The sequence below is a fragment of the Mucilaginibacter sabulilitoris genome, from assembly GCF_034262375.1.
GTDB classification, from domain to species: Bacteria; Bacteroidota; Bacteroidia; order Sphingobacteriales; family Sphingobacteriaceae; genus Mucilaginibacter; species Mucilaginibacter sabulilitoris.
Genome location: NZ_CP139558.1, coordinates 5,887,241 through 5,908,747 on the forward strand (window position 1 = coordinate 5,887,241; position 21,507 = coordinate 5,908,747).

The window sequence follows — 21,507 nt, forward strand, 5'->3', positions numbered from 1 at the left end:
GACTATTTATATCGCAGAATAGATCCTTCGCTCCACTCAAGATGACAAAGGGAAGTATTTAATTCAAAGTCTTCTCCAACTGCTCTACCCATTGGTTAAACAACCTGGTTTCAAATTCAACAGCTTTATTGGCATGGCTTTCCCAATCGGGTGAGAATTTATGCAGTTGGTTCAGCATTTCTTCAAGGTGACCTTCTTCTTCTAAAATAATCGATTTTACGTTCACCTTGCTGCCAGCCGCATCAAGCGCATCCTGGTATATAGGATAAAGTTCGTCCGCTCGTACCTCAATAGCATAGGTAACCAGCAAATACGCCGCGAAACGCAGTTCGGATCCGCTCAGGTTTAATTCCTTTTTCAGGTAACGACAAACATCAATATCCAGCTGATTTAAATAATACTTGCTTGAACCGGGCGCTAAAAGATATTCGGCTGCGTAAGTTGGCAGCTCCACACCTGTTTTTTCCAACTGTTTTTTTAAATAGAAAGCATGACGGTGTTCTTCGGCAGCGTGCTTTAATATAATGTAGGTAACTGTAAGCGGATCTTCACTCGCCGATATTTTGCGTGCCCCGGTATTTTCCATCAGCGACAGCGTGTTGAGCCAGCGCGAATGTAACTCGTTATCAGCAATTATTTGAGGTAGTAGTTTATTCAAAAGCATAATTATATTTCTTCAAGTGCATGCTCAATTTTGCTGTAAACATAATCGAGTTCGGCATTAGTAATGCAATATGGCGGTAAAATGTATATGATATTGCCTAAGGGACGCAATATAACACCCTCGGCCAAAAAGTAATGATACAGCTTATCGCGAAGTGAACTAAAGTATGAGGTATTATCGCCGGTTTCCCACTCCATGGCTATGATAGTGCCGATTTGGCGTACTTCTTTTATTTTAGCGTGGTTCTGTATTTTGGTTCTGAATTGCTGATGTGACGTTTCTATACGATCAATGTTGGCGGCAGTTGCCGGCAACAGGAACAGATCCAAGCTAGCCAGTGCCGATGCTATTGCAACCGGATTAGCAGTAAAGGAATGTCCGTGAAACAACGTTTTCAGCTTATCGTCGGATAAAAAGGCATCATAAATCTCCTGCGTACAAGTAGTTAATCCGAGGGCCATAGTACCGCCGGTTAAACCTTTGGAAAAACACATAATATCTGGCTGAATCTGTACATGGTTACAGGCAAATGGTTTGCCTGTACGACCAAAACCGGTAAATACCTCATCATCTATCATCAGCACGTTTTCCTGCCTGCAATGGGTCATTAACTGGTTCAGGTATTCGGCCTCATACATGATCATACCGGCAGATCCCTGCACCAAAGGCTCAAAAATAAAACACGCTAATTCAGATTTGAGATTTGAGATCTTAGATTTGAGGCTTTCTATATTATCCTTATCAGGCAGATCAATAAACTCCACCTCGAACAGCAAACTGTCAAATGCTTTTGTAAAAGCGCTGCGACCGCTTACGGCCATGGCCCCAAAGGTATCGCCATGATAAGCGTTTTTAAACGCCATTATTTTAGTGCGCTGATTGCCTTTGTTGAGCCAGTATTGCAGGCACATCTTTATAGCTACTTCGATCGCAGTTGAACCGTTATCGGAGTAAAACGCTTTTTGCTGGTTATCAGGCAAAATAGCCAGTAACCTTTCGGCCAGTTCAACAGCACCTTCGTGGGTAAAGCCCGCAAATATCACATGCTCCAACTTATGCAACTGCTCCGATACTTTTTCGGCGATATAAGGGTGCGCGTGCCCATGGATATTTACCCACCATGACGACACCGCGTCGATGTATTTTTTACCCTGTTCATCAAACAAACCAGCACCCTCACCTCTCACAATAGGTATGGGTGGCGATGCTGTTTTCATTTGGGTATAGGGGTGCCATATTACTTTAAGGTCGCGCTCGGTTAAATTCATAGTTCTGCTCGTAATAGTTCAACAACACGTTTATCGGTAGGGAAGGTAACATCGTCGGTAGTTAAATCGGCGATATTTATCCATCTGAAAGCCTGCAGCACATCACCCTTGCCATCAAAATCATAGGCTATGGTTTTTATAGGAAAATTTAAAGAGGTAATATTCTTAACCATATAATACACGCTGATGATCTGCGAGTCATTAAATGCCGACCGTACAAAAAAATCGGTTGTATAAAAATGACTGATAATTTCAACTTCAGCCTCACATTCCTCCAAAAACTCGCGTTTTAAACCGTCAATTAATCCCTCTCCTATTTCTAAACCGCCACCGGGGAATTTAATAAAACGCTGGCCATATTCCTGCTCGTCGCTAATCAGCACTTCATTGCGGTCGTTTACCAGCAATCCGTAAACACGTACGTTAAAATACTCCATTATTCAAAGTGTTTTTTGTTGCGTACTACTTTATCCATTGTCCAGGCTATGGTCTCTGTTTGAGGCTCAGACCTTATTGGGCAATTGGGCATGCTGCAATAGTGACAGCATTCAGGCACACAGGGATCTGAGTGAATAAAAAGTTCTGTTTTTATCCCTACCTCTTTGTTAATCATTTTGTCAACCAGTGATACCTCTGCATGTACCCTGTTTAAATCGAAGTAATTTGGCAGGGTCATGTGGCAATCAATATGCAATTCATGACCATATTTCTGGGCACGCAAATTATGTACATCTATCCAGGCTTCACGCCGCTTTTCGCTCAGTACATTTATAATATCGGTCACCACTTGAAAATCGGCCTCATCCATTAGTCCGCCTACAGACTTGCGTATAAGCTTATAGCTGCTAATAATAATGTAAACGGCCACAGCAATGGACAAAGCGCTATCAAGCCATAAAATACCCGTAAGTTTAATAAGTATCAACCCCGCTACCAAACCTATGCTCGTTACCATGTCTGTAAGTAAATGGCGGCCATCGGCATCAAGGGTTATTGATCGTAATGCCTTACCCTTTTGTATCATATAAAAGCCTAAAACGCCATTTACAATCCCGGTAGCACCTATAATAATGGCACCGGTAAGCAGATCATGTATATACGAAGGGTAAAATAAGCTATAAACAGATTTAAAGATGATAATGATCCCGGCAATGCCTATCAATGAGCCTTCAATAAATACCGAAAAATACTCCACCTTACCGTGCCCATAGGGATGGTTCTCATCGCGGGGCTGCGCCGATAGGTAAATACTAAAAAAGGCAAAGGCGCTGGCAATTACATTTACAATGCTTTCGGCAGCATCGGTAAGAACAAAGTTTGAAGCGGTTAAAAAATATGCCCCGAACTTCGCCATCATCAGGAAAATCCCTGTTATAAGCGAAATTAATATGATTCTTTTCTGTTGTTTCAAACTAATCTTTATTGCGTGGGCAAATTTATAAATAACAAGCGTAAGTAGCAGTAAAGTTATTTTCTATATTTGCCGCGATAACATAATTTATATGAGCGCATTAAGTACCCGGATCAATAATTTGTCCGAATCTGCAACAATTAAGATGGCCAAAATGGGCCGCGAACTTGCCGCTAAAGGCGTTGACGTGATCAGCCTTAGCTTTGGCGAACCTGACTTTCATACTCCTGAGCATATCAAGGAGGCCGCAAAGCAGGCCATGGATAAAAACCTTACCTACTACACTCCTGTAGCCGGATATCCGGACCTCCGTAAGGCTGTAGTTGCCAAATTAAAGAACGAGAACAACCTTGATTACGATTTTAGCCAGATAGTGGTATCAACCGGTGCCAAGCAGGCTATTGCCAATGCGGTACTTTGCCTGGTAAATCCCGGTGAAGAGGTAATTATCCCTACTCCGTACTGGGTGTCATATTCAGAAGTAGTTAAACTTGCCGAAGGTGTGAGCGTTTTTATTAATACCACTGTTGAGCAAAACTTTAAAATAACCCCTGAACAGTTAGAAGCTGCTATTACGCCAAAAACAAAACTGTTCATGTTCTCATCGCCATGTAACCCAACAGGAAGTGTTTACAGCAAAGATGAACTGGAAGGATTGGCCAAAGTATTTGAAAAACACCCGCATGTATATATTCTGAGCGACGAAATTTATGAGCATATTAACTTTGTTGACAAGCACGAGTCAATTGCCCAGTTTGACTATATTAAAGACCGCGTAGTGATCATTAACGGTTGGTCAAAGGCTTTTGCCATGACCGGCTGGAGAATTGGTTACACAGCTTCTAATTCGGAAATTGCGGCTGCCTGTGATAAAATGCAGGGACAGGTAACTTCAGGAACCTGCTCTATTACCCAGCGTGCCGGTGTGGCTGCTTATGAGGGCGGACTGGAAAGTGTACTTGAAATGCGTGCGGCATTCAAAAAACGCCGTGATATTGTTTATAAACTCCTTAGCGAAATTGAAGGTATAAAAGTTAACCTGCCTGATGGTGCGTTTTACTTTTTCCCGAATGTGACTTCATTTTTTGGCAAGAGCTATAATGGCAAAACCATTAAGGATGCTGATGAACTAAGCATTTATTTGCTTGAGGAAGCCCATGTAGCCACTGTAGGCGGCGATTCATTTGGTGATACTACATCTATCCGTATTTCTTACGCTGCTGCAGAAGATAAACTTATTGAGGCTATGCGCAGGATCAAAGAAGCATTAGATAAATTGAAATAAGCAGGAGACTATCTGAACCAGGATTAATCGTGGTTCAGATAGTCCTTATACAACAAAGCCCCTTATCAGCTGATAAGGGGCTTTGTTGTAAATATGGTTTATGTAAATTACAAACCAAATCCGTAAGCTACGCGTAACCCTATTAAACCGTAGTTATTACTCTGGCCCGAGAAGTTTTCATAACGTACACCTACATCCCACGATTTGGATGCATAACCTATACCAGGAGCAAGGATAAGTTTAGTACTTTTCTCTGTACCCGGAATTGGGGTATGAACTTCAAAGCCAGCACCTACTTCGGCGCCAAAATATAAGTTTTGCGCAAAGAATGCTTTTATACCAGCTTTAACCGGTACTACTCCTAAACTGTTAAATTTAATCCCGGTGTTACCGGCTTCCTTACCAAACATGTTATAGTAACCCGAAGTTAAGGTTAAAGCCAGATTATCACTTAAGCCATATTGCAAACGGGCAGTACCACCTAATTCGAAATTAGAAACATCATGCGCGTTTCCTGTTGGCGCACCAACTTCCAAACCAATACCAAAACGCAGCGCACTGGCCGGGGTAGTTTGAGCTTTTACATTAGTTCCTAAAAATATAGCTATCGCAGTTAATGCAGCGGCTATAAAGTTTGTCGATTTTTTCATGATTGTGTTCTTTTAGTATAATTCTACAATTTTTATTGTATTAACACCACCTTAACAAATACTTTGCCATTGTTATAATATATCAAGCTTACATTATGAGATAACTTCCGTGCTTTTTTATTTGCCTCTAACAACGAGTACGCTAAAGCCGCTTTTATCTATTGAGTATCAACAGCTTTAACAGGCCCTCTCTTTTAAAACCTATAGTTATTAACCTTAATTACCGGTTAAATTAAATTTGAATAATAATAGTTAAACCCGGCTGTTCTGTAGATAAACAATGAATTATTGTTCCTTTTAAAATCCAAAATAAGCCGGGATGGTGTATATTAAAACAAAAAGAGAGGCTTGAGCCTCTCTTTTTGTTACCTGAAATGTATTAAACCTCGGGTTCATGGCCTCTATCAGGCTTGTAATTTTTTTCAAGCTCGGCCAGCTTTTCTTTACCATAAGCAAAACGGGTAATGATAAAGAATAACACCGGTACTATAAATATAGCCAATGAAGTTGCGGCAAGCATACCACCAAACACTGTCCATCCTATAGTTTGACGAGCTACGGCACCTGCTCCGGAGGCAAATAGCAACGGCGCAACGCCAAGTATAAATGCCAGCGAAGTCATAATAATTGGCCTTAAACGCAGGCGTACAGCTTCAAGGGTTGCTTTTTCAAGCTCCATACCGGCATCCACACGTTCTTTAGCAAACTCTACAATCAGGATGGCGTTCTTGGCAGCCAAACCAATCAGTGTAATTAAACCAATTTGCGCATATACGTTATTATCAAGTTTGGATTGAAACGTAAGAAACAATATCGCCCCAAAGGCACCCAGCGGCACAGCCAATAACACCGAGAACGGTACAGACCAGCTCTCGTACAGGGCTGCCAGGAACAGGAACACAAATCCTATTGACAACATGAAGATATAAATGGTTTTTGAACCTGATATTTTTTCTTCCCGGCTAAGGCCTGAAAACTCATAACCATATCCTTGTGGTAATGATTTAGCTGCAACCTCCTCCAGCGCTTTTAAGGCATCACCGCTACTATATCCAGGCTTTGCTGTACCATCAATCTCGGCCGATCTGAACAAGTTATAATGCGATATCAACGGCGCATTTTCAATTACCTTATATGTTGTAAGGGTGCTTAACGGTACCATAGTACCCACCTGGTTACGCACAAAGTACTGGCCTATATTCTGAATATTAGTACGATAATTCGTATCTGCCTGGGCCAGCACGCGGAATGTTCGGCCGTATAACGTCAAATCATTGATATAAGAGCTACCCATGTAAGTTTGCAAAGCAGCGTTTACATCAGACAATTGCACGCCCAACCGCTTTGTCTTTTCCCTGTCAATAGTGAGCTGATACGCAGGTGTACGTGCGGTAAAAAACGAGTAGGCGCTGCCTATTTCAGGTCGTTTGTTTACCTCCGCAGTAAAATTCTGAAGTACTTTTTCAAAATTTTTGATATCACCTCCAGCTTGTTTTTCTTCTAATATAAAGGAAAAACCAGCAGAGTTACCTAAACCTGGTATAGCAGGCGGTCTGATTACCAATGTACCGGCTCCTTTGTATTTGGCCAGCTGCTTCTGGATCACACCAACCAATTCCTCTGAGTCTTTTTTTCGTTCATCCCAGGGTTTGAGCTGTACAAATATGGTAGCACTATTTGATTTTGTGGCAAACGTAATTACGTTTAATCCTCCTAATGCGGCATAATGTCCTATTTCGGGAATGCTGTCAAGCGATTTCATCATCATACGTAACGTATTTACCGTTCGTTCTGTTGATGATGCCTCTGGCAGATCGTAGGTAATATAAATACGGCCTTCATCCTCTGTCGGGATAAACCCGCTTGGCTTATGGCTAAATAATAGTATAGTACCTATGATGATACAAACCAGTATGATAACAATGAATTTAGAATGCTTTATACTTTTATCAACTCCGTTGCGGTATTTGTTTGTAACACGTTCAAACCATGTGTTAAATTTAAAAAAGAACCTATCAAGGCCTTTTGACTTTTGATCGAGTTTATGGGGCTTTAGTATTAATGTACAAAGAGCCGGAGTTAATGACAACGCCACAAATGCAGATATCAATACGGATATAGCTATAGTAATAGCAAATTGCTGATAAAGCCGTCCCACAATGCCCGGAATAAAACCTACCGGTACAAACACTGCGGCCAATATCAATGCAATGGCGATAACAGGAGCCGATATATCGCGCATAGCGTGTACCGTAGCTTCTTTAGGCGACATGCCTTCTTCATCCATATAATGCTGAACAGCTTCAACCACCACAATCGCGTCATCCACCACTATACCAATAGCTAACACAAAGCCAAATAGCGTAAGCGTGTTTATGGTAAAGCCTAATGGGATAAAGAATATGAATGTACCAATGATAGACACCGGTATAGCCAAAACAGGAATAAGCGTGGTACGCCAGCTTTGCAGAAAGAGGAATACTACCACAATAACCAGGAACAAGGCAATAACCAATGTTTCGATTACTTCGTGTACAGATACTTTTACTACCGTTACCGATTCAAATGGCACAACATATTCAATATCTGCAGGGAAAGATTTTTTGAGTTGCTCCATTATGGCGTAAACATTGTCGGCGGTTTCAAGCGCATTGCTGTTTGGAGCCTGATAAACCAACAGGTAGGAAGCACGCTTTCCATCAACAAATGAATTACCTGAGTAATTAAACTTACCTAACTCAACACGTGCAACATCTTTTAAATGTACAATAGCACCATTTGACGGTTGCGTGCGTACAACAATGTTTTCAAACTCAGTCTGACTTGTTAACCGGCCTTTAACCAAAACGGTATATTCAAATGGCTGGCCTTTTTCTTGTGGGGTTGCACCAACTGAACCCGCGGCAACCTGTGCGTTTTGTTCTGCCAGCGCAGCTGTAACATCACCCGCCGTCATGCCAAGGGCGGCCAGCTTATCCGGTTTAAGCCATATACGCATACTAAAATCATCAGCCCGGGTAAAAACATCGCCTACGCCTTTGGCCCGTAAAAGAGCATCGCGTACAAAAACGTTGGTATAGTTGTCAACAAAGGTTACATTATGTGTGCCCTTGGGTGAATACATGGCCACCAGCATTAAAATGCTGGGATTACGTTTACGTACAGTTAAGCCAAGGCGCTGAACCTCTTGTGGTAAGGTAGGCGTAGCTATGCCTACCCTGTTCTGTACATCAAGCGCCGCTATATTAATGTCGGTACCAATTTCAAAGTTAACGGTCATGCTCATGGCGCCGTTACTGGTGCTGTTACTTTGCAAATAGGTCATGCCGGGGGTACCGTTCACCTGCACCTCTACAGGAGTGGCAACCGTTTGTTCAACGGTTAGCGCATCAGCACCGGTATAGGTACCGGTAATGTTAACAGTTGGTGGTGTAATTTCCGGATACTGACCAATAGCCAATGTGCTTATGGCCAATATACCTACAATTACGATCACTAATGATATAACTATAGCTGTAACTGGTCTTCGTATAAAGGTATCTGCTATCATTCTTGTTATTTTTTATAAAAATCCCCCGGTTACTTACCTTGCTGTTTTGCCTGACCTGGTGCACCCTGAGCGGCGGGGGCACCTACAGTAATCTTACCGCCATCGCGCAGGCGTTGAAACCCTTCGGTAACAATTTTGTCGCCCTCTTCAATACCACTCATAATTACTACATCAGAGCCCACACGTGGTCCCAAAATAACCTTATGTTGCCTGGCTATAAGCGCATCGTCAGTTTTTTTAGTGGTAGTATCGGTAATGGTAGTATCCTTACTTACAAATACAAAAAATTCGCCCATTTGCTCAGTTATTGCTTTATACGGAATTTGAACGCGATTACCTGACTGGCTATTTAATACTCTTAATACGCAGCTCATACCATCTTTTAACGCATCTTCCTCATTAGGGAATTGTACCCTTACTTTGATGGTACCGGTTTGATTATTCACCCCCCTGTCAATCGCTAAAACCTTGCCTGACTTATTATAAGTACTTCCGTCGGGTAATTGCAGCTTAAATGTAGTGTCACTGCTTGATTTTTGAAGTTTGTAAAAACGGGCAATATCCTGTTCATTCACAACTACGTCTACCCCTATCGGGTGTTCGGCAGATATGGTGTTCATTAATGTGGTACCTGCCGAAACCTGTGTACCCAACCTAACCTGTGATATACCTATGCGCCCGGTAAAGGGAGCGGTTATAGTAGCAAATGACAAATCGGCACGGGCCGATTCTAACGCGGCTTTAGCAACTGCTACCTGGCTTTTGCTGGTTTCAAAAGCAGCGGTAGCCTGGTCAACCGTTTGGCGTGCTATAGCATCATTTTGCAGCAGCATGTTATAACGGTCAATATCTTTCTGTGCTTTAACCAAATCGGCCTGGGCGCTTAATACATTGGCCTGGGCCTGCTGAAAAGCTGCAAGGTATTTACGTTTATCTATTTCATAAAGCACCTTACCTTTTTGTACAATATCGCCTTCTTTAAAAAATATACCTGTTACAAAGCCCGGAACCTGGCTCCTTAGTTCGGTTGTATTTATAGAAACAACCGAACCCTGGTACTGATCATAATAAATAGCTTCGGCCTTTTTGGCCTCAACAATGTTTACGGGGGTTGGCGGAAGCGGCGCGTCCTGTTTTGCTTTGCCTTTACAAGAGGCTAATGCTAATAATGCCACCGGGGCAAACCAGTATATGTATCTATTTTTCATTGTAGTGATTATTCTTTAGTTTAAGCACCTTAAGGGTGATGTATATTCAATCATTTTCAACTATAAGTGTTCCTAATGCTTTCTGCAGGTCAATTTTGCTCGACAGCAGCTGGAACAATGCATTATAATAGTTTAACTCTGCCGTACGCAAATCTGACTGGGCTATAATAACATCCAGATATGTTTTAACCCCTTCACGATACTGCAGGCTTACTATTTTATATACATCTTTAGCCAGATCGACATTTTGCCTAATGAGTTGATAGCTGGCATAGTTACTTTTATAACCAGCCAGCGCCTGTACATATTCGGTATTAATACTGTTTTGCGTATTTAAAATATCCAAATCGGTACGCTCAACCTGTAATCTGGCTTTGCTTAAATTTTGCAGGCGTTTTGTGCCCTGAAAAATAGGCAGGTTTAAAGTAAGGCCCGCGTAACCGGTTGGGAACGCTTTATCATACAGGTCAGAAAAATTATGACTAAAATAGGCAGCATTATAATTACCAACCAGCGATAATGATGGCAGGAAACCGTATTTATAGTAATTAACATTTATATTTTGTAATGATTTACTGGTTTGCAGTAAGCGGTACTCGATGCGGTTGTTTACATCCAGGCGTTGGTTGGTATCTATAGAAGCTTCCTGTTCATAGCGCGAAGAATCATACGAAAGCGACAGCTCTTTTGACCCATCAACTCCCATGATTTGCTTTAAATAAGCTGTTTTGCTTTTTATGGATTCTTCCGTTTGCTTGCGGGTAGCCAAAGAATTATTTAGGGCGATGGTAGCCTGTTTGTAATCGGTTTTATCAGATACCCCAGCCTGGTACTTGTTAAATGCATCCTTTAAACTTCTTTGCAGCCTTGCTATATCTTCATTGGTAATGTTAAGCTGTTTTTGCGAAAGCAATACATCAAAAAAGGCCTTACTAACATCAGACACTACATTGATCTGGCTGCTCGTTGTATTTTGTTTATAATAAAGGCGCGAATATTTAGCAGTTTTAGCTGCCAAAAACACATCATTATTATATAATACCTGGCTGGCCTGCAAGCCCAGCGTAGATAAGTTACGAACACCAGTTCCGGGAGGAATATTAGCACCGGAAGCGCCGGCCTGCGGACTCCCTTTAAAATAATAATTATATAACCCCGTCCCTGTTACTTGAGGCAACCAGCCAGATAATCCTATTCGGATATCTTTTTCATTAATTTGCTCGTCAATAGCAGCCTGGCGAATAACGGGTTGGTTGCGCAAAGCAAACTCAACACATTGCTTTAACGAAACAGGGCCGTTAAGCGTGTCTAATCTGGCTTGTGCAAATATTGGATTATGTAAAATTAATGTTAAGTTTACTATGATGAGAAGGATAAAGTATTTGTTTCTTTTCATACGGCAGATGTAGGTGACTTTTATCAGCAAAAATTACTAAATATTAATTATATAATTTCCGCCGATTACACTGAGGATGTGCGAATATGTGATTAATATTACTAAATAAAATTCAACAACAAGAATTTTACGTAAATTTTATAAAAACATGCTAAAAACCTATGTTTTTACCCTTTTTACAAAAAAATGAAAAAATGTGGTGCGAAATAAATAAAAAAATTAATTAATTTGCCATGTGAGAATATAGATTGCTTCTTATGATTTCAAGCTCATAAGAAGCTTTTTTTAAAAAAATTACATTTACCATATAGGTTATATGCTTATTCATGGTATTTTTACACAAAATTTAAGCAGGGTTAATACATGGTTAAAAAACTACATGGGAAAATCGCTCAATTCCAAGTTGCAAATATGCTTCGGGACCGAGGGTTATATCCTTATTTCAGGCCTATTGAGTCTGCTCAGGACACTGAAGTACTAATAGATAACAAAAGGGTGCTAATGTTTGGCTCAAATTCATATTTGGGACTAACAAACCATCCTAAGATTAAAGAAGCTTCCAAGAAAGCAATTGACAAATACGGTACAGGTTGTGCCGGTTCCCGTTTTTTAAATGGTACGCTTGATATCCATATTGAATTAGAGAACAGGCTGGCCAGTTATGTTGGTAAGGAAGCTACAGTTCTTTTCAGTACCGGATACCAGGTTAACCTTGGTGTATTGTCATGCATAACAGGCCGTAATGATTATATTATATTAGATGAGTATGATCATGCCTGTATTATTGATGGCAGCCGACTTTCGTTTTCGAAAGTCATAAAATATGCCCACAATGACATGGATGACCTGCAGCGCAAACTGAGCATACTGCCGGAAGAAGCTGTAAAGGTTATTGCTGTTGATGGTATATTCAGCATGGAAGGCGATATTGTTAAACTACCTCAAATAGTTAAACTTGCCGACCAGTATGGTGCAAATATCATGATTGATGACGCTCACAGTCTTGGTGTAATTGGTCATAAAGGCGCCGGTACCGCATCACACTTTAATTTAACCAGCGATGTTGACCTTATCATGGGCACGTTCAGTAAATCGCTGGCTTCATTAGGTGGTTTTATTGCCAGCGACAGGGATACCATTGATTATATTAAACATCGTGCACGCTCATTGATGTTCAGTGCCAGTATGCCTCCTGGTTCTGTTGCCAGTGTAATAGCGGCCCTTGATATTATTGAGTCTGAACCCGAAAGAATTCAGAAACTTTGGGACAATACCAACTATGCATCAAAACTTCTTTTAGATGAAGGTTTTGATCTTGGTCCAACAGAAAGCCCTATCCTGCCTATCTATGTGCGCGATAACGAAAAAACCTTCCTGGTAACTAAACAACTGCAGGCCGCAGGGGTATTTGTTAACCCGGTTGTTTCACCTGCCGTACCTTCAGATTCATCATTACTTCGTTTTTCATTAATGGCTACACACACTTTTGACCAGATTGACGAAGCCGTTGAAAAACTTACTAAAGTATTTAAAGAAGCAGGAGTAACTTCTTCTGTTAAAGAAAATATCTAATAAAAAAACGCGTCCGTGTACATGCTGCTGTTTTTAAAACAAGCTTTGTGCACGGACGTTTAACATTTACTACCTCGCAAGCATCCCACATAAAATACTACTCATGATAAAAATTGTAACGGTTGGTTCTAAAAAGGAATTAGCTTCTTTTATTGATTTTCCGCATGATTTGTATAAGGACGATCCTAACTATGTTCCGGAATTGTTTATAGCACAAAGAGATCTGCTCACCATTCATCCTTTTCATAAGCATAATGTAGTGCAAACCTTTTTAGCTTATGATGGTGGTAAAATTGTTGGGCGTATTGCGGCCATACTTAATAACGCGCATAATAAATTCAATAACGCTAACGACGGTTTTTTTGGTTTTTTTGATTGCATTAACAATACTGAAGTATCTGCCACCCTTTTTGAGACAGCTGCTACCTGGCTTAAACAAAAAGGAGTAACCGGCAAATTCATTGGCCCTGTTAATTTTTCAACTAACGAACCCTGTGGCTTATTGATAGAAGGCTTTGACACCCCACCCTTTTTAATGCAAACCTACAATGCCCCTTATTACGCCGACTTAATTGACGGGCTTGGTTTTGTTAAAAATGTTGACCTGATAGCCTGGCACTGGGACGATAAAAGCTATGATGATAAATCAGTAAGGTTATTGAATGCACTTGAAGAGCGTTTAAAACGGAGCAATATTGTTATTCGTACCCTGAACCTGAAAAAATTCAAAGAAGAAGCCGCTAAACTGCGTGAGGTTTACAATTCTGCCTGGGACCATAATGAAGGTTTTGTGCCCTTATCTGATGATGAATTTGATTATCTTGCTAAAGACCTTAAACTGATACTTGACCCAGATTTTGTTTTGGTTGCCGAACAGGAGGGTAAAATAGTTGCCTTTGGCTTAGCATTACCAAATTACAACGAAATATTTCAGAAAATTAAACGAGGCCGTCTATTACCTACCGGCATCTTCAAAATACTGTTTGGCAGAAAAAAAATACAAAGCCTCCGTATATACGCTCTTGGTGTTATTGACGGTTATCGTAAAATGGGCATCGAAGCTTGTTTATACGGCACCATTATTAAAGAGTATAAAAGAAAAGGAATGAAACAGGCCGAAGCAGGTTGGACCCTCGAACATAATGACATGGTAAATCGCGCCATAGAAGCCATAAACGGCAATCCTTATAAGAAATACCGCCTATACGAAAAACAAATATGAAGGAGCGGGTTTTAATAACCGGCGCAAGCGGTTTTGTAGGTTTCCATTTGATTGAAGAAGCGCTGGTGCAAAACCTGGAGGTTTATGCTGCCGTACGTAAAAGCAGCAATACCGATCATTTAAAGCACCTTGATATAAACTATGTATATCTTGATTACAAAAATCTACCGGCTTTAAAACAACAACTTACAGATCTTAATCCAGATTACATCATTCATGCCGCCGGGGTTACCTCAGCCCGTTCACAAGCCGAATATAATTATATAAACGCCTCCCATACGCTCAATCTGGCATCTGCCGCTGCCGAAGTCATTGTTAATTTAAAAAAATTTGTGCTCATTAGCAGCCTTGCTGCTGTAGGCCCTCTTAAAACAATGACCGGTATTATCACCGAGGCCACCTCTCCCCATCCTGTAACTGCTTACGGCCGCAGTAAATTACTTGCCGAAAAACAGTTAAGGACAGTTAAAAATTTAAACTATACTATATTGCGCCCAACCGCCGTTTATGGACCAAGGGATACAGGCATATTTATATTTTTCAAGCAATTGGTAAAAGGGTTGGAGCCATATATAGGCAACGCTCCTCAAAAACTGAGCTTTATATATGTAAAAGATGTGGCTAAAGCCAGTATTAAGGCGTTTTATGGTGGTAACCTTAAAACCTTTAACCTGAGCGATGGTAACTTTTACGGCAAGCATGAATTAGGCGATATCAGCAAAGAAGTATTGCATCTTAAAACCTTCAAGTTTCATTTGCCTGTAAATTTTGTAAAAATAATAGCCTTTGTTTCAGAAAAAATAAGTTCTTTGAGCAATAAAGCGGCTGTAGTAAATCTGGAAAAGATAGATGAGCTTATGGCTGTAAACTGGTCATGTGATAATGAACAGGCAAAATCAGAATTGGGGTTTTATCCGACATACAACCTGCAAGCGGGTGTAGCTGAAACCTTAACCTGGTATAAAGCCCATAAATGGCTTTAATCTCAATAAAATTTTTAATAATTGATGTAATGAAATTTAAAAATTCGGCTAATTGATATATTACTTAAACGTTTAAGTAGTTTTAATTTCCAAATAGCTTAACCGAGATTGTTAAGCATTTTCCATTTACTTAAACGTTTAAGTAAATGGAAAATGCTTACGTAAACTAAATGCAAATCCTGGCTGTGAAGTCAAATTCTATTTGACCTATGCCTTAATAATTAAAAACAATAAATAAGTACAATGAAAAGTAAAATTTCACCTGCTGAAGGAAAACTTGGTATCCTTATCCCAGGGTTGGGAGCAGTAGCAACTACGCTGATTGCCGGCGTTGAAGCGGTAAAAAAAGGCATCTCACAGCCAATAGGCTCGTTAACACAAATGGGGCATATCCGTTTAGGCAAAAGAACCGAGAACCGTAACCCTAAGGTTAAAGATTTTGTTCCTCTTGCCAATTTAAATGATATAGTTTTCGGGGGATGGGATGTTTATGAGGACAATGTTTATGAAGCAGCGTCAAACGCCAAAGTACTTGAACCGGGCTTATTACATGCTGTAAAAGCCGAACTGGAAGCTATTAAGCCAATGAAAGCCGCGTTTGACAAAAACTATGCTAAGAACCTCGATGGAACCCATGTAAAACAAGGCACACGCTATGAGCTGGCCCAACAGGTAATGGAAGACATTACAAACTTCAAAGAAAAAAATGGTTTGGACAGGGTTGTGGTAATCTGGTGTGGTTCAACCGAAATATATTATGAGGCTTCGGCCATTCACCAATCATTAGCTGCATTTGAGCAGGCTTTGTTAAACGACGACAAATTAATTGCCCCAAGCATGATATACGCTTACGCGGCCTTAAAACTTGGTGTACCGTTTTCAAATGGAGCCCCTAACCTAACGGTTGATATCCCGGCATTAATTGAGCTTTCAAAAGAAACCAAAACGCCTATTGCAGGTAAAGATTTTAAAACCGGCCAAACCTTAATGAAAACCATTTTAGCACCTGGCCTTGCAGCACGTTCATTAGGTGTTAACGGGTGGTTTTCAACCAATATCCTGGGTAACCGCGATGGCTGGGTGCTGGATGATCCGGATAACTTTAAAACCAAAGAAGTATCAAAGCTGGGAGTACTCGAAGATATTTTTAAACCGGAAGAAAATGAGGAACTTTATGGCGACATCTACCATAAGATCCGCATCAACTATTACCCTCCTCATGGCGACAATAAAGAAAGCTGGGACAACATTGATATTTTCGGCTGGCTGGGTTATAAGATGCAAATCAAGATCAACTTCCTTTGCCGCGATTCTATCCTCGCGGCCCCTATTGCTTTAGATTTGGCTTTATTCAGCGATCTGGCTAAAAGAGCTGGCATGAGCGGTATACAGGAATGGTTATCATTCTACCTGAAATCACCTCAAACGGCCGAAGGATTGCGTCCGGAGAATGATATATTTAAACAATTGATCAAATTAGAAAATACCTTGCGGTACTTAATGGGCGAAGATTTGATAACCCATCTGGGATTAGATTACTATGAAGAGGCGTTTGCCGAAGCATAATATCACCCTTTAAAAAACAGCCATCAGATTTACCTCCGATGGCTGTTTTATTATCTAATCAACTTTGTTTTTAAAGTAGGAACACGTTCTTTTAACTGTTTAAACGCCTATTTTCAAATAACAATTCTCTCCCTCCTATAAAATCAATCTAAAAATCAATATATTACAACATTATTATCACAATCTTGTAACAAAAAGCCCATAATATATATCAGATACTACCGTTTGCAGTTTAATATAATTTAACGGTAATTTTTACTAAGCATAGCTATTTTTACGTTCGCCGGGAGGAATATTTGACTTTTTGACCACATTAGTCTGTAATAAATTTTTCTACCTTTGACGTCGCAATTACAAGCTAACGGGATAGTTACGCCAACACGAAAAGGCTTTTATAAAGCTGTTTGTGAGAAGCTGGAGGATGATGAACAAGCAAATCAGGTGAATGAATGGGGCGATATAACTTTGCTTTGAAATAGTAATTGCCTGCAGGCAAAACCGATCGATAAATTTTGTCAGGAGGCAATAAGGGTTTATATCAAACAAAGTGTTTGTATTTGCATAATTGCATAAAGTACATGAATTTCAAAAATTTTTATAAAAGTTTATTTCTTTTAATATTCTTTTTTTCTGCCTCCTCATTATTTGCACAAACCACCGTGGTTACAGGCACAGTTACTGATGCCGGTAACAAACAAGCCCTTCCTTATGTAGTTGTTTCATTTACAGGCACCACTGTTGGCGTAGCAACCGACAATAACGGAAAATACCGCCTTGTAACAAGCCAACCATATAAACAAATAAAAATATCGTTTTTAGGGTATAAAGACGCCTTTTTAGCCGTTGAACCGGGAAAGGAGCAAGTAATAAATGTCAGGCTTTTCCCTGTTTCAAAACAATTGAATGAAGTAGTTATCAAATCGGGCAAGAAGCCCAAATACCGCAATAAAGATAACCCTGCGGTTGAGTTGATACGCAAGGTTATTGAAAACAAGGAAAAGAACCGTCCCGAGGCTTATAATTATGTGCAATACCGCGAGTATGATAAAATGATGTTTGGTTTTATCAACGTATCGGCCCAGTTTTCTGACAGGAAATTTTTCAGAAAATATAAGTTCATCATTGATAACCGCGACAGTACCATCCTACCCGGAAAATCAATATTACCAGTTTATCTTGACGAAAAGTTATCACAAAACTACTATCGCAAAAATCCGGAGACAAGACGGGAGATTGTATTAGGGCAGCGTGGTGTAAATTTCGGCCCTGCTGTTGATAATGAGGGTGTTAAACAATACTTCAAACATCTATACAATAACGTTGATATTTATGATAATGATATATTCTTAATTACAAGCCAGTTCTTAAGCCCTATATCAAACAATTCGCCCAACTATTATAAGTTCTTTATAACTGATACTATTACCGATGCCAAAAATCAAAAGCTGGTTGAATTGAGCTTTACTCCTCGAAATAGCAACGATGTGCTTTTTGAAGGTATGATATATATTACCCTTGATGGTAATTATGCTGTTCAAAAAGCAGTATTGAAAATCAATAAGCATATCAATATCAACTTTATACGCTCTATGGAGGTTGATCTCGATTTTGAGCAAAACCCTGATAACCGCTATCACCTGAGCCGCAGCAATACCATCGCCGAATTTGGAGCAACCAAAAAGGAGGGTAAAAGCGGTTTGCTTGGTATGCGTACTATAACCTTTAAAGATTATCTGGTTAACCACCCGCTTGCAGATACTGCCTACACCAAGCAATCGGAAGAATCATCGGATGAGGCCAAAAGCCGTCCTGCTGAGTTTTGGGAGCACAACCGTTTGGATACCTTGACTACTGCTGAAGCCAAAGTCTATAAAAATGTAGACAGTCTAAGAAGCATGCCTTCGTACAAACGCACGGTTGATATTGCTACTCTATTGCTTGCCGGTTACAAAGGCTTTGGAAAATTTGAAATTGGCCCTGCCAATACTTTTTACAGCTTTAACCCGGTGGAAGGTTTGAGGCTAAGAATTGGTGGCCGTACTACACCTGAACTAAGCAAGCGTTACTATTTTGAAACCTATGCTGCTTATGGCTTTAAGGACGAAAAATGGAAATATTTTTTAAGCGCGACTTACTCGCTTAACAAGAAATCTATCTACAAATTTCCTCAAAACTATATCAGGGCCAGCTACCAGAAAGACACTAAAATTCCGGGTGCAAGCCTGCAATTTGTTCAGGAAGATAACTTCTTGCTATCGTTTAAACGCGGGGTAAATGATAAATTCCTGTATAATGATTTTTACCGGTTAGATTATGTACATGAACTGGAAAGTCATTTCTCTTTTGGCGCAGGGTTCAAATACTGGAAACAATCGCCCGCGGGTTCATTGTATTTCAATAACATAGTTGACGGTTTACCGAATTCCATACATGCCTTAACCACTACTGAGCTTACTGCCAGCGTTCGCTGGGCGCCTCACGAGGAGTTTTATCAGGGCAAGATCTATCGTATCCCTATCCCTAATAAATATCCTGCACTTGAGCTGGATTATACTGGAGGGGTTAAAAATCTCTTTAATGGCGAGTATAATTACAGCAAACTTGATTTCAGGATAGACAAACGTTTATACCTGTCGCAGTTAGGTTATTCTGATCTTAATATTTCAGCAGGCAAAATATTTGGCCAGGTACCATTTCCTTTACTTACCATACACCGGGCAAACCAAACATACGCCTATGATCTGGACTCGTATAACCTTATGAACTTTTTGGAGTTTGCCAGTGATAAGTATGCAAGCTTCAGGATAGATCATCACTTTATGGGGTTCTTTTTTAACAAGATACCTTTGCTGAAAAAATTAAAATGGCGCGAAACCGCTTCGGCAAAAGTACTTTATGGTGGATTAAGCGATAAAAACAATCCCACGTTACACCCCTCATTGTACGAGTTACCGGTTGATGCTAATGGAGCGCCAATTACCTACGCACTGGGTAAAACTCCTTATGTTGAAGGTAGTGTTGGTATCGAAAATATATTTAAATTTATACGGATTGATTACGTAAGGAGATTTAACTATTTAGACCATCCGAATGTACCAAGTTCAGGTATCCGTGTAAGGGTTAAATTTGATTTTTAACTTTGTATATCATAATAATTACAAAAAATGGAACAGCAAACATCAATAAGGACAAACCTCCAGTTAGGTATTTACAAGGTTATTGATCCCTTTGTAAAAATTCTTATCAAAGTTGGTTTAACCCCCAACGCGGTTACATCAATTGGTTTTGTATTAAATGTGGGTGTGGCCGCCATATTCATTTTAGGTGCAGAGGAAGGCAACCGCGGCGACCTGAGTTATGTGGGTTGGGCCGGCGGCTTAATCTTATTTGCGGGTTTGTTTGATATGCTCGATGGGCAGGTAGCCCGCCTGGGTAATATGAAATCAACCTTTGGAGCTTTATATGACTCTGTGCTCGACCGCTACAGCGAACTGATCATGTTTTTGGGTATATGCTATTACCTGGTTGCCCATCACTATTTTTTAAGCTCTATAGCAGCATTTATTGCTTTAATAGGCTCAATGATGGTAAGTTATGTAAGGGCACGTGCAGAAGGCCTGGGTGTTGAAATTAAAGGTGGCCTGATGCAAAGACCCGAACGTGTAGTAACAATTGGTTTATGTGCAGCTTTGAGTGGTATTGTAGCACAGTATATTGGAGGTAACTATAAATTGTTTATACCAGGCGTTAAGTTTCATGTATTTGAAACCATATCAATATTTACTATACCGCTTGTAATACTTGCCGTGCTTACAAATATTACCGCGTTTAATAGGTTGAGGGAAGCTAAAAAGGCATTAATTGCAGCAGAAAAAGGTGATTTTAAATAATGGGATTCCCCCATTAATCAGGGTTGAGAACTTAAACTCAAAACTAAAGGCTAAATATCATATCTTCGTAACAATTAAATAAAGGTATTTACACATCAATAAATCTTTACTAAAATTGAATCCGTTTAGGTACTAACCTCCGGATTTTATACATTATTAAAAATATAAATAACAGGCAGAGAAATTATCAACAAATTTTAAAACCTGATATGCCATGAAAAAGAATTATGTCTCCAATTCACAGGAGTCTGTGAGAATGTTTAAAAGCGACTTTTTAGAGAGTTTATCAAAGGTACATTACACCGTACCCCTGTATATATTTGTACCTGTTATCTTATTTTGTACTTATAAAGCTTTCTTTGATGCGGGCATGGGTTTACTGGCATATATCGGTTTATTTGCTGCAGGCCTTTTTATATGGACTATAGTGGAGTACATTATGCATCGCTTTGTTTTCCATTACCAGCCAAACAAAAACTGGAAATGGGCCCAAAGGCTGCATTTCATTATGCACGGCGTTCATCATGATTATCCAAGTGATGCCAAACGGCTTGTTTTACCCCCTTCACTAAGCATCCCTTTGGCTACAGGTTTTTACTTCTTATTTAACGCCTTGCTGCCCGTAAATTATATATTTGGCTTTTTCCCGGGTTTTATATTAGGTTACTTGTTTTATGATATATCGCATTACGCCATGCATCATTTTAATTTTAAAAGCGGCCTGTTTAAAAAGATAAAACAGCACCACATGCTGCACCATTACCAGGATCCTGAAAAGGGCTATGGCGTGAGTTCACCCTTTTGGGACAAAATATTCCGTTCAGGTTTTATAAAAAAATAGA

17 protein-coding genes are annotated in these 21,507 nt (G+C 40.0%); 9 read left to right on the top strand and 8 right to left on the bottom strand.

What is annotated here, in order from left to right; translation table 11 throughout:
- Window positions 1–58 precede the first annotated feature (58 nt).
- From SNE25_RS25085 to SNE25_RS25100, 4 genes are read right to left on the bottom strand one after another with little or no spacing between them, the layout of a single operon-like run.
- On the bottom strand, window positions 59–664 hold the full coding sequence (locus SNE25_RS25085; protein ID WP_321561763.1) for a hypothetical protein: 606 nt from the start codon (window positions 662–664) through the stop codon (window positions 59–61).
- A gap of 2 nt (window positions 665–666) precedes the next feature.
- Window positions 667–1,932 carry an adenosylmethionine--8-amino-7-oxononanoate transaminase gene (gene bioA / locus SNE25_RS25090; protein ID WP_321561764.1) on the bottom strand — a complete coding sequence of 422 codons (1,266 nt, stop codon included), beginning with the start codon at window positions 1,930–1,932 and terminating at the stop codon, window positions 667–669.
- Complete coding sequence (locus SNE25_RS25095) at window positions 1,929–2,369, bottom strand: NUDIX domain-containing protein (protein WP_321561765.1); 441 nt, start codon at window positions 2,367–2,369, stop codon at window positions 1,929–1,931. The genes bioA and SNE25_RS25095 overlap by 4 nt, the downstream gene beginning before the upstream one ends.
- Window positions 2,369–3,343 (bottom strand): cation diffusion facilitator family transporter, encoded by a 975-nt coding sequence (locus SNE25_RS25100; RefSeq protein ID WP_321561766.1) that lies wholly within the window; start codon window positions 3,341–3,343, stop codon window positions 2,369–2,371. The genes SNE25_RS25095 and SNE25_RS25100 overlap by 1 nt, the downstream gene beginning before the upstream one ends.
- A 91-nt stretch (window positions 3,344–3,434) precedes the next feature.
- Between SNE25_RS25100 and SNE25_RS25105 the strand changes: the two genes are divergently transcribed.
- Window positions 3,435–4,628 (top strand): pyridoxal phosphate-dependent aminotransferase, encoded by a 1,194-nt coding sequence (locus SNE25_RS25105; RefSeq protein ID WP_321561767.1) that lies wholly within the window; start codon window positions 3,435–3,437, stop codon window positions 4,626–4,628.
- Window positions 4,629–4,735: 107 nt separating this feature from the next.
- Here SNE25_RS25105 and SNE25_RS25110 read toward each other — a convergent pair whose 3' ends face one another.
- The 4 genes from SNE25_RS25110 to SNE25_RS25125 all read right to left on the bottom strand — a co-directional run bounded on the left by SNE25_RS25110 (window position 4,736) and on the right by SNE25_RS25125 (window position 11,432).
- Complete coding sequence (locus SNE25_RS25110) at window positions 4,736–5,278, bottom strand: hypothetical protein (protein ID WP_321561768.1); 543 nt, start codon at window positions 5,276–5,278, stop codon at window positions 4,736–4,738.
- Between the two features lie 379 nt (window positions 5,279–5,657).
- Window positions 5,658–8,828: an efflux RND transporter permease subunit gene (locus SNE25_RS25115; protein WP_321561769.1), complete on the bottom strand. Its 3,171-nt coding sequence runs from the start codon at window positions 8,826–8,828 to the stop codon at window positions 5,658–5,660.
- Between the two features lie 29 nt (window positions 8,829–8,857).
- Window positions 8,858–10,036, bottom strand: a complete 1,179-nt coding sequence (locus SNE25_RS25120) for an efflux RND transporter periplasmic adaptor subunit (protein ID WP_321561770.1) — start codon at window positions 10,034–10,036, stop codon at window positions 8,858–8,860.
- A gap of 46 nt (window positions 10,037–10,082) precedes the next feature.
- Complete coding sequence (locus tag SNE25_RS25125) at window positions 10,083–11,432, bottom strand: TolC family protein (protein ID WP_321561771.1); 1,350 nt, start codon at window positions 11,430–11,432, stop codon at window positions 10,083–10,085.
- Between the two features lie 363 nt (window positions 11,433–11,795).
- Between SNE25_RS25125 and spt the strand changes: the two genes are divergently transcribed.
- The 8 genes from spt to SNE25_RS25165 all read left to right on the top strand — a co-directional run bounded on the left by spt (window position 11,796) and on the right by SNE25_RS25165 (window position 21,506).
- Window positions 11,796–13,004, top strand: a complete 1,209-nt coding sequence (gene spt, locus SNE25_RS25130; protein ID WP_321561772.1) for a serine palmitoyltransferase — start codon at window positions 11,796–11,798, stop codon at window positions 13,002–13,004.
- Window positions 13,005–13,107: 103 nt separating this feature from the next.
- Window positions 13,108–14,226, top strand: a complete 1,119-nt coding sequence (locus tag SNE25_RS25135) for a GNAT family N-acetyltransferase (protein WP_321561773.1) — start codon at window positions 13,108–13,110, stop codon at window positions 14,224–14,226.
- Complete coding sequence (locus tag SNE25_RS25140) at window positions 14,223–15,209, top strand: NAD-dependent epimerase/dehydratase family protein (RefSeq protein WP_321561774.1); 987 nt, start codon at window positions 14,223–14,225, stop codon at window positions 15,207–15,209. Before SNE25_RS25135 ends, SNE25_RS25140 begins: the two co-directional genes overlap by 4 nt.
- A gap of 243 nt (window positions 15,210–15,452) precedes the next feature.
- On the top strand, window positions 15,453–16,775 hold the full coding sequence (locus SNE25_RS25145; RefSeq protein WP_321561775.1) for an inositol-3-phosphate synthase: 1,323 nt from the start codon (window positions 15,453–15,455) through the stop codon (window positions 16,773–16,775).
- Between the two features lie 339 nt (window positions 16,776–17,114).
- Window positions 17,115–17,249, top strand: coding sequence for a hypothetical protein (locus SNE25_RS25150; protein WP_321561776.1), 135 nt, complete (start codon window positions 17,115–17,117; stop codon window positions 17,247–17,249).
- A gap of 104 nt (window positions 17,250–17,353) precedes the next feature.
- Entirely contained in the window at window positions 17,354–19,912 is a 2,559-nt protein-coding gene (locus tag SNE25_RS25155) for a DUF5686 and carboxypeptidase-like regulatory domain-containing protein (protein ID WP_321561777.1), read from the top strand.
- 27 nt (window positions 19,913–19,939) lie between these two features.
- Window positions 19,940–20,665, top strand: a complete 726-nt coding sequence (locus SNE25_RS25160; protein ID WP_321561778.1) for a CDP-alcohol phosphatidyltransferase family protein — start codon at window positions 19,940–19,942, stop codon at window positions 20,663–20,665.
- A 214-nt stretch (window positions 20,666–20,879) separates the two neighbouring features.
- The gene (locus SNE25_RS25165) at window positions 20,880–21,506 is read left to right on the top strand and encodes a sterol desaturase family protein (protein ID WP_321561779.1); all 627 of its coding nucleotides are present in this window, start codon (window positions 20,880–20,882) and stop codon (window positions 21,504–21,506) included.
- Window position 21,507: the final 1 nt, after the last annotated feature.

Coding starts and splice junctions, on each gene's coding strand:
- SNE25_RS25155 (WP_321561777.1), top strand. CDS start 17,354: ATGAATTTCAAAAATTTTTATAAAAGTTTATTTCTTTTAATATTCTTT.
- spt (WP_321561772.1), top strand. CDS start 11,796: ATGGTTAAAAAACTACATGGGAAAATCGCTCAATTCCAAGTTGCAAAT.
- SNE25_RS25125 (WP_321561771.1), bottom strand. CDS start 11,432: ATGAAAAGAAACAAATACTTTATCCTTCTCATCATAGTAAACTTAACA.
- SNE25_RS25115 (WP_321561769.1), bottom strand. CDS start 8,828: ATGATAGCAGATACCTTTATACGAAGACCAGTTACAGCTATAGTTATA.
- SNE25_RS25160 (WP_321561778.1), top strand. CDS start 19,940: ATGGAACAGCAAACATCAATAAGGACAAACCTCCAGTTAGGTATTTAC.
- bioA (WP_321561764.1), bottom strand. CDS start 1,932: ATGAATTTAACCGAGCGCGACCTTAAAGTAATATGGCACCCCTATACC.
- SNE25_RS25105 (WP_321561767.1), top strand. CDS start 3,435: ATGAGCGCATTAAGTACCCGGATCAATAATTTGTCCGAATCTGCAACA.
- SNE25_RS25110 (WP_321561768.1), bottom strand. CDS start 5,278: ATGAAAAAATCGACAAACTTTATAGCCGCTGCATTAACTGCGATAGCT.
- SNE25_RS25120 (WP_321561770.1), bottom strand. CDS start 10,036: ATGAAAAATAGATACATATACTGGTTTGCCCCGGTGGCATTATTAGCA.
- SNE25_RS25165 (WP_321561779.1), top strand. CDS start 20,880: ATGAAAAAGAATTATGTCTCCAATTCACAGGAGTCTGTGAGAATGTTT.
- SNE25_RS25140 (WP_321561774.1), top strand. CDS start 14,223: ATGAAGGAGCGGGTTTTAATAACCGGCGCAAGCGGTTTTGTAGGTTTC.
- SNE25_RS25085 (WP_321561763.1), bottom strand. CDS start 664: ATGCTTTTGAATAAACTACTACCTCAAATAATTGCTGATAACGAGTTA.
- SNE25_RS25135 (WP_321561773.1), top strand. CDS start 13,108: ATGATAAAAATTGTAACGGTTGGTTCTAAAAAGGAATTAGCTTCTTTT.
- SNE25_RS25095 (WP_321561765.1), bottom strand. CDS start 2,369: ATGGAGTATTTTAACGTACGTGTTTACGGATTGCTGGTAAACGACCGC.
- SNE25_RS25145 (WP_321561775.1), top strand. CDS start 15,453: ATGAAAAGTAAAATTTCACCTGCTGAAGGAAAACTTGGTATCCTTATC.